The organism is Isoptericola sp. NPDC056605, assembly GCF_042792795.1.
In the GTDB taxonomy this organism is placed as follows: domain Bacteria; phylum Actinomycetota; class Actinomycetes; order Actinomycetales; family Cellulomonadaceae; genus Isoptericola.
Genome location: NZ_JBHTVT010000010.1, coordinates 118,330 through 131,985, shown reverse-complemented (window position 1 = coordinate 131,985; position 13,656 = coordinate 118,330). Strand labels below are relative to the sequence as shown.

The window sequence follows — 13,656 nt, the reverse complement described above, 5'->3', positions numbered from 1 at the left end:
GCGTCCTCTCTCAGATGATGTTCGCCTCGGTGCGCGACCGTCGCGCCCCGAACCGCCCGGCGTCGAACGCGGACACGTCGACACCGCGTGCCGCGGGCGTCCCCGCCCGCCCGAGGTACAGGTCGGCCACGGCCTCCCCCACGGCGGGCGCCTGCAGGAAGCCGTGCCCGGAGAAACCGCAGGCGTACAGCACGCGCGCCCCGCCGGGGCCGGCCGGCGCCTCGCCGATCAGCGCGTCGTGGTCCGGCGTGAGCTCGTAGAGCCCGGCCCAGCCCCCCGTCAGCGGGGCGTCGGCGAGCGCCGGGGTGGCCCGCGCGACCAGCTCGCGCAGCCACGGCTCCCACGCCGGGTCGTAGGCGGTGTCGAAGCCGACCGGGGTGTCCGGCTCCGAGGCGCCCAGCAGCAGGGTGCCGCGGGCGTCCGCGTTGTGCAGGTAGAACGTGGTGCCGAAGTCGATGGTGAACGGCAGGGTCGGCGGCGCGGGGTCGAGCGGTCCCGTGAACACGATCTGGCGCCGCACCGGGTCCACGGGCAGGTCGACGTCGGCGATCGCGCCGACGTCGCGGGACCAGGCCCCGGCGCACACGACGACGGCGGGCGCGGTGACGGCCCCGCGCGGCGTCACCACGGTGAGCCGGCCGTCCGCCTCGGGGTCGACGGCGGTCACCGGCGCGCCTGTGACGACGCTCGCCCCGTGCCGGCGCGCGCCGTCCGCGTACCCCGCCACGACCGCCGCCGGGTGCGCCCAGCCGTCCCGGGGTGCATAGGCCGCGCCGGCGTAGGCCGTCGCGGACAGGTACGGGTTGAGGCGGCGGGCCTCGGCGACGGTGAGCAGGCGGCTGTCGACGCCGAGGTCGCGCTGCATCGCGACGGACCGTCCGAACAGGGCGACGTCGTCGTCGGTGGGCAGCGCGAAGAGGTAGCCGGTCTGGCGCAGCCCGACGTCGGCACCAGGGCGGGACCGGAAGTCCTCGAACAGCTCGAGGCTGCGGTGGCCGAGCGCGACGTTCGCCGGGTCGGAGAACTGCGCGCGCACGCCCCCGATCGGCTTGCCGGAGCTCCCGCGGCCGAGCTCGCCGGCCTCGAGCAGCACCACGGCCGCCCCCGCCTCCGCGAGGTGGAAGGCCACGGACGCCCCCATCACCCCGCCGCCGACGACGACCACGTCCGCCCGCGACGGCACCGCCTGGGACCGCTCCACCCGACCTCCTCGTCGACCTGCTCGTGCGCCCATCGTGGACCGGGACGAGCGTCCAGCACCATCGAAGGTTCGTCGCCGTAACCGTGCAGGGACTCTGCACGGTTGTAGCCTGGCGAGATGGACACCGGTGCGGCCGAACCGCCGGGACGCGACCTGCCCTGGTCGGGGCTGCGCGCCCTGCGCGCGCTCGCCGACCACCGCACGATGACCGCCGCCGCCGCGGCCCTGGGCTACACGACGGGCGCCGTCTCGCACCAGCTCGCGGCGCTCGCCCGGGCGGTGGGCACGGAGGTGGTCCGGCCGCACGGACGGGGGGTCGCGCTCACCGAGGCCGGTCTCGCGCTCGCGGAACGGGCCGAGCCGCTCCTCGCGGCCCAGCGCGACGCGCTCGACTCGGCCCGCGCGGCGAGCGGCGACGCGTCGGGCACGGTGCGCGTCGGCGCCTTCGCGACGGTCGCCGCCAGCCTGCTGCCCCAGCTCGTCGCGCGCCTGGCGGCGTCGCACCCGCGCATCACCCTGGTCGGGATCGAGCTCACGGTCGACGACGTGGCGGGCGCGGTCCGACGCGGCGACGTCGACCTCGGGCTCGGCCTCGACTATCCGGGCGCACCCATCCCCCGGCTCCCCGGCACGGCCCTGCGCCCCCTGCGGACCGAGCGGTTCGAGCTGGTCTCCACGCCCACCTCGGACCTGCCCGCACGCCTCCACCTCGCCGACCTCGCCGAGATGCCCTGGATCCTGCCCCCGTTGCCGACGCACTACGGCGCGGCGGTGCGGGGCGCCTGTCGTGCCGCGGGCTTCGAGCCCCGCGCCGCGCACGAGGTGAACGACACCTCCACGACGCTCGCCCTGGTGGCGCAGGGGCTCGGCGTGACGCTGGCCACGCCGATCATGCTCACGCTGCGCCCCGCGCACGACCTGCGCACCACCACCCTGTTCGACCTCGTGGAGCGCGAGATCGTGCTGCTCGAGCCGTCGACGGCGCCCCGCCGTCCCGCGGTCGAGGAGGTGGCCCGCACCATCGAGGCCGTGGTGCACGGGACGGGGCGGTTCACGACCGGGTTGTGAGGGGCATCACGGGCGAAGCCGACAACGCGCGTGTATCGGGAATGCGTGCCAACATCGTCGCGATCGCGTCGCCGCACGGGCGGCGCGAAGAGACTGGAGGTCCCCATGCCCGCATGGCTCATCCTCGTTCTGGTCGGCGTCGTCCTCGTGATCCTCGGGGTCGCGACGAGCATCGGCCAGTTCCTGATCTGGCTCGGCGTCATCGTCCTGGTCGCGAGCCTCGTGCTCGGACTGGTCCGGCGAAGCCGCACCTGAGCGAGCAGCGTCAGGGGGACGCACGAAGGGGCTCGGGTCCGCTGCGGCGGATCCGAGCCCCTTCCGCCTTGAAGGCGGGCTCCGGTCAGAAGGCGGCGAGGTGCTCCGCGAGGTAGGCGGTGACCTTGGGGAGCGCCACGCGCTCCTGCGCCATGGTGTCGCGGTGGCGAATGGTCACGGCGTCGTCGTCCAGGGTGTCGAAGTCGACCGTGACGCAGAACGGCGTGCCGATCTCGTCCTGACGGCGGTAGCGGCGACCGATGGCGCCGGCGTCGTCGAAGTCGACGTTCCAGCTCCGACGCAGCTCCGCGGCGAGGTCGCGCGCCTTGGGCGACAGGGCCTCGTTGCGCGACAGCGGGAGGACGGCGGCCTTGACCGGCGCGAGGCGCGGGTCGAGGCGCAGCACCGTGCGCTTGTCGACGCCGCCCTTGGTGTTGGGCGCCTCGTCCTCGGCGTACGCCTCGACGAGGAACGCCATGAGCGAGCGGGTCAGGCCCGCGGCCGGCTCGATGACGTACGGCAGCCAGCGCTCGTTCGTCGTCTGGTCGAAGTACGACAGGTCCTTGCCGGAGTGCTCCGAGTGGGTCTTGAGGTCGAAGTCGGTGCGGTTCGCGATGCCCTCGAGCTCGCCCCACTCGCTGCCGGTGAAGCCGAAGCGGTACTCGATGTCCACCGTGCGGGTGGAGTAGTGCGAGAGCTTCTCGGCCGGGTGCTCGTACAGGCGCAGGTTCTCGGGGTCGATGCCGAGGTCCGTGTACCAGGACATCCGGGTGTCGATCCAGTACTGGTGCCACTCGGCGTCCGTGCCCGGCGCGACGAAGAACTCCATCTCCATCTGCTCGAACTCCCGCGTGCGGAAGATGAAGTTGCCCGGCGTGATCTCGTTGCGGAACGACTTGCCGATCTGCGCGATGCCGAACGGCGGCTTCTTGCGCGACGCGGCGGCCACGTTGGAGAAGTTCACGAAGATGCCCTGCGCCGTCTCGGGGCGCAGGTAGTGCACGCCGGACTCGTCCTCGACGGGGCCGAGGTACGTCTTGAGCATCATGTTGAAGTCGCGGGGCTCGGTCCACTGCCCGCGGGTGCCGCAGTTGGGGCAGGCGATCTCGGCGAGGCCGCCCTCGGGGGCGCGGCCCTTCTTCTCCTCGAACTCCTCGATCATGTGGTCCTCGCGGAACCGCTTGTGGCACGAGAGGCACTCGGTCAGCGGGTCGTTGAACGCGCCGAGGTGGCCGGACGCGTGCCACACGGGCGTGGGCAGGATGACGGCGGAGTCGAGACCCACGACGTCGTCGCGACGCGTCATCGCGCGCCACCACTGCTGCTTGATGTTCTCCTTCAGCTCCACGCCGAGGGGCCCGTAGTCCCACGCGGAGCGCGTACCGCCGTAGATCTCGCCGGACTGGAACACGAAACCTCGCCGCTTGGCGAGGGAGACGACGGCGTCGAGCTTGGCGGACGGGGACGGTGCTGCCACGGATCACTCCTGGATGTCGGGCCGCCACGTGGCTCGTGGGGCCGGTGCGGGGAACGCCGCCCGGTCGGCACGTCGGGGCCCGACGTCGACCGGCTGCGGTGCCCCCAGCCTACCGGGGCCCGTCCACCGGCCCGGGCGGGCCCGACCCGGCCCGTCACCCCTCGGCCTCGGCCACCGAGCGCGGCGGAGTGCCCGGTCCGGGGACGACCATCCCGGCCGGCGTGAGCCACGCCGTGCACTCGGCCACGAACCGGCCCGCGAGCACCGCGGGGTCCTGGGCCCACAGCTCCTGGGCCTCCTCGAGACCGCACGTCATGACGGCGAATCCCCGGACCTGCTCGCCCGGCCCCTCCGCCGGGCCCGCCGCGAGCAGCAGGCCGCGCTCGTGCAGGTCGGCGACGGCCGCCAGGTGCGCGTCCTGGACCGCCACCGCGTCGTCCTCGGGCAGCGGCGCCCAGCCCTCGGGGCGCAGCAGCCGGACCAGCACCAGCTCGTCGAACCGCATCGGGCCCTCCTCACGACCGGGCTACGGGAGCACCGTGAGCTCGCGCCGCAGGAACGCCGCCAGGCGGTCGAGCGCCGGCACGGCGGCGGCGCACCAGCCCGGGAACGAGAAGACGCCGTGCGGGCTGTCGACGAGGTGCAGATGCTCCACGCGCACGCCCGCCGCGCGCAGCGCCGCGCCGTAGCGCTCCCCGTCCTCGCGCAGGTAGTCATGGTCGGCGGTGAGCACGAACGCCGGAGGCAGCCCCGCGTGCTCGGCGAGCTGCGGCGACACGAGCGGGTCGCCCGGGTCGCCCGCCGAACCCAGGTAGGCGGCGACCGCGTCCGGCGCGTCGGCGGTGCGCCCGAAGGGCCAGGCCGCCTGCGGGATCATCATCGGCGCCCCGGGGCGCAGGTCGAAGGCGCCCTGCGCCAGGGCCTGGGCGCGGAGGTGCGGGCCGCCCCGCTCGCGCGCCAGCAGCGTCACCACCGCCGCGAGGGTCGCCCCGGCGCTCTCCCCCACGACGGCGAGCCGGCCCCCGTCCCCGCCGAGCTCGGCGGCGTGCGCCGCCGCCCAGGCCGCGACGGCGTAGCAGTCCTCGCCCGGCGCCGGGACGGGGAACTCCGGGGCCAGGCGGTACCCGGGCGCGACGACGACGGCGCCGACGCGCGTCGCGAGGCGGCTGGACAGCCAGGCCGTCATGGACCGGTGCCCGAAGACGAACCCGCCGCCGTGCAGCACGACGAGCAGTGGGAGGCTTCCCTCGACCCCCGCGGGCCGGTAGGTCAGCGCGGGGATCCCGCCGGCCGGCCCCGGGACGACGAGCTCTCCCACGCCCGCCGCGGGGTCGGGGCGGCCGCTGAGGACCTCGCCGACCCAGCGGGGTCCGGACCGGGAGTTCAGCCTGTGCCGCGTGGCGTCCGACATCCGGGCGTACGGGACCACCGCCCGGTTGATCGCCGCCCCGAGCAGGCGCACCCGCCACTGCAGCGCCATGGCGGCCCTCCTTCCCGCGCCGCACCCTCCGATGATGGGACGTCCCGCCCGGTGGCCGGTGACGCGCCGGAGAGGGTGAGATCGGCTCCGGGCCGGCGGGCGCACGGCCGTGTTGACAACCGTTCTCAATTATCTGAGAATCGTTCTCATGCTTCGCCGACGCGCGGCCCTCGCCGCCCTGCCCGTCCTCGCCCTGCCCGCCGTGCTCGCGGGCTGCTCCACCGACGACGGCTCCGCCGACGGCACGCTCGAGGTGCTCGCGTCCTTCTACCCGCTGCAGTACGTCGCCGAGCAGGTGGGCGGCGACCTCGTCACCGTCTCCAACCTCACGCCGCCGGCCGCGGAGCCGCACGACCTCGAGCTCTCCCCCGCGCAGGTGCGCGAGATCGGCACGGCGGACCTCGTCGTGTACTCCTCCGGCTTCCAGTCCGCCGTCGACGAGGCCGTCGCGACGCAGTCGCCCGAGCACGTGGTGGACACGAGCGACGTCGTGACGCTCGAGCAGCACCCCGGCACGCCGACGGGCGAGGACGCGACGGCGGACGCGCTCGAGGACACGGGCGAGCACGCCGACGAGGGCGCCGACGACGGCCACGACCACGCCGAGGGCGCGAAGGACCCGCACTTCTGGCTCGACCCGACACGCGTGGTCGACGTCGGGCACGCCGTCGCCGCGTCGCTCGGCGAGGCGGACCCGGAGCACGCGGCCACGTACGCCGAGAACGCCCGCACCCTGGAGAAGTCGCTGACGGACCTGGACGGCGAGTTCTCCGCCGGCCTGGAGGAGTGCGCGTCGCGCACGCTCGTCACGTCGCACGAGGCGTTCGGCTACCTCGCCGAGCGCTACGACCTGGAGCAGGTGGGCATCGTCGGCCTCGACCCGGAGGCCGAGCCGTCCCCCGCGCGGCTGCGCGAGGTGGGTGCGATCGTCGAGGAGAACGACGTCAGCACCATCTTCACCGAGACGCTCACCAGCCCGAAGGTGGCCGAGACCCTCGCGAACGACATCGGCGTCACGACGGCCGTCCTCGACCCGCTCGAGGGCCTGTCGAAGGACGCGGCCGCGGCAGGGGACGACTACGTCTCGGTCATGCAGGACAACCTGGCCGCGCTCACCGAAGGGCTCCAGTGCTCATGACCACGCTCGCCACCGACTCCCCGAGCGGGGCCGAGACTCCCCCGCCGCCGCGGGACGACGCCGTCCCGGCGATCGAGGCCCGTGACGTGCACGTCCGCCTCGGCGCCAGCCCCGTGCTGCGCGGGGTGGACCTCACGGTCCGCCGCGGCGAGGTCGTCGCGCTGCTGGGCGCCAACGGCTCCGGCAAGTCCACCCTGGTGCGCACGCTTGTCGGCGTGCTGCCGGCTGCCGAGGGCAGCGTGCACCTGTTCGGGCACGCGCTCGGCAACGCCGTCCCCTGGTCCCGCGTCGGCTACGTCCCGCAGCGCGTCAGCGCGGCCGCCGGCGTCCCGTCCACGGCGGCCGAGGTCGTGGCCTCGGGCCTGCTGCACGGCCGGCGCCTGCGGCTGCCGCGCGGCTGGCGCGCCCGCGTGCGCGAGGCGCTCGACCTGGTCGGCCTCGCCGACCGCGCCCGCTACGCCACGCACCAGCTCTCCGGCGGCCAGCAGCAGCGCGTGCTCATCGCCCGCGCCCTGGTCCGCAGGCCCGAGCTGCTCGTGCTGGACGAGCCCGTCGCCGGCGTCGACCGGCCCAGCCAGGAGGCCTTCGCCGCCACCATGACGCGGCTCGTGGCCGAGGGCATGACCGTGCTGGTCGTGCTGCACGAGCTCGGCGAGCTCGCGCCCCTGGTGCAGCGCTGCGTCGTGCTGCGGCACGGGCGCGTGGTGCACGACGGCGCCCCGCCCACCCCGCAGCCGGGCCACGGCGGCGACGCCCACGAGCACGTGCACCCGCACGCGCACGCCCGCACCGTGCAGCGCCCCGAGGACGTGCGCCTCGCCGAGGGCCCGTTCGAGCGACCCGACGACACCGAGGACGAGGTGGCACCGTGAGCGGCCTGTGGGAGATGGTCACCGACCCGTTCATGCAGCGGGCGCTCGTCGCCGCCCTGCTGGTCGGCCTGAGCGCGCCCGTCGTCGGCACGTACCTGGTGCAGAAGCGCCTCGCCCTGCTGGGCGACGGCATCGGGCACGTCGCGCTCACCGGCGTCGCGCTCGGCTGGCTCGTGGGCGCGGCGATGGGCCTCGTGCCCGACGACGTCCTCGCCGTCCCCGGCGCGGTGGTCGCCGCCGTCGCCGGCTCGGTCCTCATCGAGGTCGTGCGCCGCCGCGGCCGCACGTCGGGCGACCTGGCGCTCGCCATCCTGTTCTACGGCGGCATCGCGGGCGGCGTGCTGCTCATCGGACTGGCCGGCGGCTCGTCCGGCAGCCTCATGGCCTACCTGTTCGGCTCCATCTCCTCGGTGACGCTCTCCGACGTCTGGGTCACCGTGGCCCTGTGCGGCCTCATCCTGCTCATCGGCCTGGGGCTGCGCGCCGCGCTGTTCTCCGTGAGCCACGACGAGGAGTTCGCCGTCTCCTCGGGGCTGCCCGTCTGGGCGCTGAACATGGCCGTGGCGGTGCTCGCCGCGCTGACGGTGACGGTCGCGATGCGTGTCGTCGGGCTGCTCCTCGTCTCGGCGCTCATGATCGTGCCGGTGGCGATCGGCCAGCTCGTCACCCGGTCGTTCCGGCGCACGATGCTCGTCGCGTCGATCGTGGGCGTCACCGTGTGCGTCACGGGACTGTCCATCACCTACTGGCACAACGTCTCGCCCGGCGCGCTCATCGTGGTCCTCGCGATCGCCGTCTACGCCGTGGTCGCCGCGCTGCACCCGCTGCTCGCCCGCCGGCGCGCGCCCCGCGACCCGCATCCCGACATCCCCGACGACGTCGCCGTCTCCCCGGCCGGCGCCGGCCGGGGCGCACCTCAGGAGGAGTGCACGCCGTGAACGACACCACGTCCCGCACCGCCCGGACCGCCGCACCGCCGCGAATGACGCGGCAACGGGCGGCCGTGGCGGACGCCCTCGGCGACACCGACGAGTTCCGCAGCGCCCAGCAGCTGCACGAGCTGCTGCGCTCCCGCGGGGACGCGGTCGGCCTCGCCACCGTGTACCGGACGCTCCAGGCGCTGGCCGACGGCGGCGACGTCGACGTGCTCCGCAGCGAGGACGGCGAGAGCCTGTACCGCCGCTGCGCCCGGCGAGAGCACCACCACCACCTGGTGTGCCGGACCTGCGGGAGCACGGTCGAGATCGACGGCCCGACGGTCGAGCAGTGGTCCGCGTCGGTCGGTGCCGCGCACGGCTTCGCCGACATCGAGCACACCGTGGAGCTGTGGGGCACCTGCGCCGCGTGCCGGTCGGCGGACGACCGGTCGAATTAGGGCAGGCATACCTCAGTCGGGCACAATGTTCCCGTGCACCTGACCACGCCCGCGCTCGCCGCGGCCGCCGAGGAACCCACCGGCGTCTTCACGATCGCCGGTGTGCCGTTCTGGGTCGTCTACGCGGCCGCGTTCGGGATCGTGCTGGTGCGCGCGCAGGCCACCTACTGGGCGGGGCGCGGCGTGGCCCGAGGCACGTCCCGCGGCCGGGTCGCCGACACCCTGGCCCGCCCGGGCGCGGCGGCCGTGATCGAGCGCGTGAACCGCTGGGGCCCGCCCGCGGTGACCCTGTCGTTCTTCACCGTCGGGGTGCAGACCCTCGTCAACCTCGCCGCGGGCTACCTGCGGATGCCCTTCGGCCGCTACCTCGCGGCGCTGCTCGCCGGCTGCGCCGTGTGGGCCGGCATCTGGACGACGGTCGGCACCGCCGCCGTCAACGCGGCGATCGCCGTCGGCCTGCGCCATCCCGTCACCCTCGTCGCGGTCGGCCTCGGGGCGGTGGCCCTGGTCTCCTGGGTGGCCTACCGGCTGACCCGTCGGACGCCCGCGGAACACCCCGCCGGACGCCCCGCCGACCCGACGGTCGCCCCCGCGGCCGAGGACGCGTCGTGAGCACGACCACCGCCGCCGTCGCCCCCGCAGCCCGGCCCGCGTCCGCCCTCGTCGCCCGGCGCGCCCGCGGCCGCCTCCTGGTGGTCCTGGCCGCCCTCGTGGTGCTCACCCTCGTCGTGCTGGCGAGCCTCGCGCTGGGCGTGCGCGACATCGACGTCGCGACCGTCTGGCAGGCCCTCACCCACCCGGTCGCGGGGAACGTCGACCACGACGTCGTGCGGGACCAGCGCGTGCCGCGCACGCTGATCGGCCTCGCCGCCGGCGCGGCGCTCGGCATCGCGGGCACCCTCGTGCAGGGCGTCACCCGCAACCCCATCGCCGACCCCGGCCTGCTCGGCCTCAACTCGGGCGCGTCGCTCGCCGTCGTGATCGCCGTGTCGATGCTCGGCGTGGCCTCGCCGCTCGGGTTCGTCTGGTTCGCGTTCGCGGGCACCGCCGCCGCCGCGCTGCTGGTCTTCTCCATCGGCGCCGGGCAACCGGTCAAGCTCGCCCTCGTCGGCGCGACCGTCACCGCGCTCATCACGCCCCTGATCACCCTGGTGCTGCTGCGCGACCCCGAGGCCTTCAACATGTACCGGTTCTGGGCGGTGGGCTCCCTCACCGGGCGGGGCACGGAGACGCTCGCGGTGCTGTGGCCGTTCGTCGTCGTCGGCGTCGTGCTGGCCGGGGCGCTCGCCCACCGGCTGTCCATGCTCGCGCTCGGTGACGACGTCGCCTCCGCGCTCGGCCAGCGCGTCGGGGTGACGCGGGGGCTCACGGCCGTCGCCGTCATCCTGCTCGCCGGGACGGCGACGGCGCTGGCCGGCCCCATCGCCCTCGTCGGGCTCGCCGTGCCGCACGCCGCCCGGCGCCTGGTCGGCACGGACTACCGCTGGATCGTCCCGCTGACCGCCGTCCTGGGCCCCGTGATGCTGCTGGGGGCCGACGTCGTCGGACGCCTGGTGCTGCCGCACTCCGAGCTCGAGGCCGGCGTCGTCGCCGCCGCGATCGGCGCCCCCGTCCTTGTGGCCGTGGCCCGCGGCCGGACCGTGGCGGGGGTGTGAGATGACCGCCGACCTCGCCGCCCGCCCGGCGGGCCCCGACTCCCCCGTCGCCGCCGCGGACCCCGTCGCCTCCCTGCGCCGCCGCCGTCGGCGGCGGCTCACCCTCGTGGTCGCGTCGCTCGTCGTCCTCCTCGTGGCGTTCGCGACCCTCGCCCTCACGCTCGGCGAGGCGTCGCTCGCGCCCGGCCGCGCCCTGGCGGCGCTGTTCGGCGTCGGGTCGGACGCCGACATGTTCGTCGTGCACCGGCTGCGGCTGCCCCGCATCGAGACGGCCGTCCTCGCGGGCGCGTCCTTCGGGCTCGCGGGCGCGATGTTCCAGACCACCCTGCGCAACCCGCTCGCCAGCCCGGACATCCTCGGCATCGCCAGCGGCGCGAGCCTCGGCGCGGTCACCGCGATGCTCGTGCTGGGCCTCACCGGCCTGGCCGTGTCCGGGGCGGCGTTCGTGGGCGCGCTCGTCGTCGCGATCGCCATCTGGCTGTTCGCGTGGCGCCAGGGCCTGCACTCGATCCGCTTCGTCCTGGTCGGCGTCGGCTTCGCCTACCTGTGCTCGTCGCTGCTGGCCTGGCTGCTGGCGAGCGTCGAGATCCGCGCCGCCCAGTCCGCCCTCGTGTGGACGGTCGGGAGCGTGGCCGACGTGCGCGGCGCGGACCTCGTGGCGTTCGCCGCGGCCGCCCTGGTCCTCGGCGCCGGGATCGCCGCCGTCTCACGGTGGCAGGGCCCGCTCGCGCTCGGCGACGACAACGCGCGCGCCCTCGGCGTCCCCGTCGACGCCGCCCGCGTGACGTCCCTGCTGCTGGCCGTCGGCCTGGTGGGGGTCGCGACGTCGTTCGTCGGCCCGCTCGCGTTCGTGGCCCTCGTGGCCCCCGCGATCGCGCGCCGCCTGCTGTCCGACGGCGGCGCCGCCCTCGCCGTCTCGGTGCTCACCGGCGCCGTCCTCGTGCTCGCCGCGGACGTCGTGGGTCAGCACCTGCTGTTCGGCCTCGAGGCGCCCACAGGCATCGTGACCGGGCTGATCGGCGCCCCGTACCTGCTGTGGCTCCTGGCCACCGACCGAAGGAAGAGGCTCGCATGACCGACGTGCACCGGCCCCCCGCGCCGCCCGCGCGTCCTGACGCGACGCCGGGCACGACGTCCGGCACGCGCCGGGAGGCGGCGCCGGACGTCACGCTGCGCGCGCACGGCGTGAGCCTCGGGTACGACGGGCACCGCGTGATCGACGGGCTCGACCTGGAGCTCCCCGCCGGCCGCGTGACGGCGATCGTCGGCCCCAACGCGTGCGGCAAGTCGACCCTCCTGCGCGGCCTGGCGCGCCTGCACCCGCTCGACGGCGGCCGCGTGACGCTGGGCGGCGAGGACGTGGGCGGCCTGTCGCGCAAGGAGCTGGCGAGGCGGGTCGGCGTGCTGCCGCAGTCGTCGATCGCGCCCGACGGCGTCCGCGTCGCGGAGCTCGTGGGCCGCGGCCGGTATCCCCACCAGGGGTGGTTCGGCCGGCACAGCTCCACCGACGACGGCGCGGTGCTGCGCGCCCTGGAGGCCACCGGGGTCGCCGACCTCGCCGACCGGCCCGTCGCCGAGCTGTCGGGCGGCCAGCGCCAGCGGGTGTGGATCGCGATGGTGCTGGCGCAGGAGACCGACGTCGTGCTGCTCGACGAGCCCACCACGTACCTCGACCTCGCCCACCAGGTCGACCTGCTCGACCTGCTGACCGAGCTGAACCGCACCCGGGGCACCACCGTGGTGATGGTGCTGCACGAGCTCAACCTGGCCGCCCGGTACGCCGACCACCTGGTGGTGATGAGCGCCGGGCAGGTGGTGGCCGAGGGCCGCCCCGGTGACGTGCTCACCGCCGCCTCGGTGCATGCGGCGTTCGGCCTGCGGGCGCAGGTCGTGCCGGACCCGGTGTCGGGAACGCCACTCGTCGTCCCCCTCGGCCGGACGCACGGCGACGGCCCGAGATAGGTTAGGCTCGCCTCACCTATTGTTCCTCTCGCGCCGCCGGCGCGAGCAACCGAGGAGAACTCGTGCGTCTTCGCCGTCCTCTCACCGCTGCCGCCGCCCTCGCGGCGACGGCCGCCCTGACCCTCGCCGGCTGCGCCTCCGACGACGCCCCGGAAAGCGACCAGTCGGCCGCCTCGGGCAACGTCCGCTCCGAGCCCACCGACGAGTTCCCGATCACGATCGAGCACGCGCTCGGCGAGACGGTGATCGAGAAGGCGCCGCAGCGGGTCGCCACGTGGGGCTGGGGCTCCACCGAGGCCGCCATCGCCGCCGGCGTCTACCCGGTCGCGGTCGCCGAGCAGATCTACACCGTCGGCGAGGACGCGCTGCTGCCGTGGGTCGAGGACGCCTACGACGAGGAGGGCGTGGACAAGCCCGCCATCCTGTCCGACCCCGAGGGCGGCTCGACGGTGCCCTACGAGGAGTTCGTCGAGGCGAAGCCCGACCTCATCGTGGCGCCCTACTCCGGGCTCACCCAGGAGCAGTACGACGTCCTGAGCGACATCGCCCCCGTCGTCGCCTACCCCGACGCCCCGTGGACCACCACGTGGCAGGACACGATCACGCTCACGGCCGAGGCCCTCGGCCGCTCGGACGCGGGCGACCAGGTGCTCGGCGACATCGACGACTTCGTCGCCCAGCAGGCCGCCGAGCACCCGGAGTTCGCCGGCAAGACGTTCGCGGCGATCTACGACGACCCGACGAAGGGCATCGTCTCCGTCTACACGCCGCTGGACCCGCGGACCGTGTTCCTCGAGGGCCTGGGCGTGAAGAACGCGCCCTCGGTCACGGACCTCGACACGTCGAACGGCAGCTTCTACTACGACCTGTCCTACGAGGAGCTGGACAAGCTCGACTCGGACTTCGTCATCTCCTACTCGGCCAGCGACGAGGCCGCCCAGGCCTTCGACGACAACAAGGACCTCCAGGCGATCCCCGCGGTCAAGGCCGGGCAGGTCGTGAAGGTCGTCGGGACGGCGGAGGTGTCGGCCGTGTCGCCGCCCACCGCCCTGTCGGTGTACTGGGAGAACGGTCTGCCCGCCCTCGTCGACTCCATGGCGACGGTGCTCGGCGACTGATCCCCCCGCCCGAACACGCAGGAACCCCCGCCCGGTCGCCACGACCGGACGGGGG

The 13,656-nt window shown here is 74.9% G+C and carries 15 protein-coding genes; 11 read left to right on the top strand and 4 right to left on the bottom strand.

Annotation, left to right across the window (positions count from 1 at the left end):
* Window positions 1-10 precede the first annotated feature (10 nt).
* Entirely contained in the window at window positions 11-1,201 is a 1,191-nt protein-coding gene (locus ACFQ8Y_RS12335; RefSeq protein WP_430585622.1) for an NAD(P)/FAD-dependent oxidoreductase, read from the bottom strand.
* A gap of 117 nt (window positions 1,202-1,318) precedes the next feature.
* Here ACFQ8Y_RS12335 and ACFQ8Y_RS12330 point away from each other — a divergent pair, with 117 nt between their 5' ends.
* Both ACFQ8Y_RS12330 and ACFQ8Y_RS12325 read left to right on the top strand, forming a co-directional pair.
* Window positions 1,319-2,269, top strand: a complete 951-nt coding sequence (locus ACFQ8Y_RS12330; RefSeq protein WP_430563621.1) for a LysR substrate-binding domain-containing protein — start codon at window positions 1,319-1,321, stop codon at window positions 2,267-2,269.
* Window positions 2,270-2,374: 105 nt separating this feature from the next.
* Window positions 2,375-2,524, top strand: a complete 150-nt coding sequence (locus ACFQ8Y_RS12325; protein ID WP_429764160.1) for a hypothetical protein — start codon at window positions 2,375-2,377, stop codon at window positions 2,522-2,524.
* Window positions 2,525-2,609: 85 nt separating this feature from the next.
* On the opposite strand, the gene ACFQ8Y_RS12320 is transcribed toward ACFQ8Y_RS12325, so the two are convergent.
* The 3 genes from ACFQ8Y_RS12320 to ACFQ8Y_RS12310 form a co-directional block, all read right to left on the bottom strand.
* On the bottom strand, window positions 2,610-4,001 hold the full coding sequence (locus ACFQ8Y_RS12320) for a glycine--tRNA ligase (RefSeq protein WP_430550059.1): 1,392 nt from the start codon (window positions 3,999-4,001) through the stop codon (window positions 2,610-2,612).
* A 154-nt stretch (window positions 4,002-4,155) separates the two neighbouring features.
* A complete protein-coding gene (locus ACFQ8Y_RS12315; RefSeq protein WP_430550060.1) occupies window positions 4,156-4,506 on the bottom strand; it encodes a YciI family protein in 351 nt (116 codons plus the stop codon).
* Between the two features lie 21 nt (window positions 4,507-4,527).
* Complete coding sequence (locus ACFQ8Y_RS12310) at window positions 4,528-5,481, bottom strand: alpha/beta hydrolase (protein WP_430585621.1); 954 nt, start codon at window positions 5,479-5,481, stop codon at window positions 4,528-4,530.
* 148 nt (window positions 5,482-5,629) lie between these two features.
* Between ACFQ8Y_RS12310 and ACFQ8Y_RS12305 the strand changes: the two genes are divergently transcribed.
* The 9 genes from ACFQ8Y_RS12305 to ACFQ8Y_RS12265 all read left to right on the top strand — a co-directional run bounded on the left by ACFQ8Y_RS12305 (window position 5,630) and on the right by ACFQ8Y_RS12265 (window position 13,601).
* Window positions 5,630-6,619, top strand: coding sequence for a metal ABC transporter solute-binding protein, Zn/Mn family (locus tag ACFQ8Y_RS12305; protein WP_430585620.1), 990 nt, complete (start codon window positions 5,630-5,632; stop codon window positions 6,617-6,619).
* A complete protein-coding gene (locus ACFQ8Y_RS12300) occupies window positions 6,616-7,491 on the top strand; it encodes a metal ABC transporter ATP-binding protein (RefSeq protein WP_430550063.1) in 876 nt (291 codons plus the stop codon). Before ACFQ8Y_RS12305 ends, ACFQ8Y_RS12300 begins: the two co-directional genes overlap by 4 nt.
* A gap of 14 nt (window positions 7,492-7,505) precedes the next feature.
* Window positions 7,506-8,429 carry a metal ABC transporter permease gene (locus tag ACFQ8Y_RS12295; protein ID WP_430563628.1) on the top strand — a complete coding sequence of 308 codons (924 nt, stop codon included), beginning with the start codon at window positions 7,506-7,508 and terminating at the stop codon, window positions 8,427-8,429.
* A 44-nt stretch (window positions 8,430-8,473) separates the two neighbouring features.
* Window positions 8,474-8,866, top strand: a complete 393-nt coding sequence (locus ACFQ8Y_RS12290) for a Fur family transcriptional regulator (RefSeq protein WP_430550378.1) — start codon at window positions 8,474-8,476, stop codon at window positions 8,864-8,866.
* Between the two features lie 33 nt (window positions 8,867-8,899).
* Window positions 8,900-9,478: a DedA family protein gene (locus tag ACFQ8Y_RS12285; protein WP_430550064.1), complete on the top strand. Its 579-nt coding sequence runs from the start codon at window positions 8,900-8,902 to the stop codon at window positions 9,476-9,478.
* Window positions 9,475-10,521, top strand: coding sequence for a FecCD family ABC transporter permease (locus ACFQ8Y_RS12280; protein WP_430550065.1), 1,047 nt, complete (start codon window positions 9,475-9,477; stop codon window positions 10,519-10,521). Before ACFQ8Y_RS12285 ends, ACFQ8Y_RS12280 begins: the two co-directional genes overlap by 4 nt.
* A 1-nt stretch (window position 10,522) precedes the next feature.
* Window positions 10,523-11,596 (top strand): FecCD family ABC transporter permease, encoded by a 1,074-nt coding sequence (locus tag ACFQ8Y_RS12275; RefSeq protein ID WP_430550066.1) that lies wholly within the window; start codon window positions 10,523-10,525, stop codon window positions 11,594-11,596.
* Window positions 11,593-12,483, top strand: coding sequence for an ABC transporter ATP-binding protein (locus tag ACFQ8Y_RS12270; RefSeq protein WP_430585619.1), 891 nt, complete (start codon window positions 11,593-11,595; stop codon window positions 12,481-12,483). The genes ACFQ8Y_RS12275 and ACFQ8Y_RS12270 overlap by 4 nt, the downstream gene beginning before the upstream one ends.
* A 62-nt stretch (window positions 12,484-12,545) precedes the next feature.
* Complete coding sequence (locus ACFQ8Y_RS12265) at window positions 12,546-13,601, top strand: iron-siderophore ABC transporter substrate-binding protein (RefSeq protein WP_430585618.1); 1,056 nt, start codon at window positions 12,546-12,548, stop codon at window positions 13,599-13,601.
* Window positions 13,602-13,656 lie beyond the last annotated feature (55 nt).

Excerpts from the sequence above, each read along its gene's own strand:
- ACFQ8Y_RS12330 (WP_430563621.1), top strand. The coding sequence starts at position 1,319 with ATGGACACCGGTGCGGCCGAACCGCCGGGACGCGACCTGCCCTGGTCG.
- ACFQ8Y_RS12315 (WP_430550060.1), bottom strand. The coding sequence starts at position 4,506 with ATGCGGTTCGACGAGCTGGTGCTGGTCCGGCTGCTGCGCCCCGAGGGC.
- ACFQ8Y_RS12325 (WP_429764160.1), top strand. The coding sequence starts at position 2,375 with ATGCCCGCATGGCTCATCCTCGTTCTGGTCGGCGTCGTCCTCGTGATC.
- ACFQ8Y_RS12290 (WP_430550378.1), top strand. The coding sequence starts at position 8,474 with ATGACGCGGCAACGGGCGGCCGTGGCGGACGCCCTCGGCGACACCGAC.
- ACFQ8Y_RS12310 (WP_430585621.1), bottom strand. The coding sequence starts at position 5,481 with ATGGCGCTGCAGTGGCGGGTGCGCCTGCTCGGGGCGGCGATCAACCGG.
- ACFQ8Y_RS12295 (WP_430563628.1), top strand. The coding sequence starts at position 7,506 with ATGGTCACCGACCCGTTCATGCAGCGGGCGCTCGTCGCCGCCCTGCTG.
- ACFQ8Y_RS12270 (WP_430585619.1), top strand. The coding sequence starts at position 11,593 with ATGACCGACGTGCACCGGCCCCCCGCGCCGCCCGCGCGTCCTGACGCG.
- ACFQ8Y_RS12305 (WP_430585620.1), top strand. The coding sequence starts at position 5,630 with ATGCTTCGCCGACGCGCGGCCCTCGCCGCCCTGCCCGTCCTCGCCCTG.
- ACFQ8Y_RS12300 (WP_430550063.1), top strand. The coding sequence starts at position 6,616 with ATGACCACGCTCGCCACCGACTCCCCGAGCGGGGCCGAGACTCCCCCG.
- ACFQ8Y_RS12275 (WP_430550066.1), top strand. The coding sequence starts at position 10,523 with ATGACCGCCGACCTCGCCGCCCGCCCGGCGGGCCCCGACTCCCCCGTC.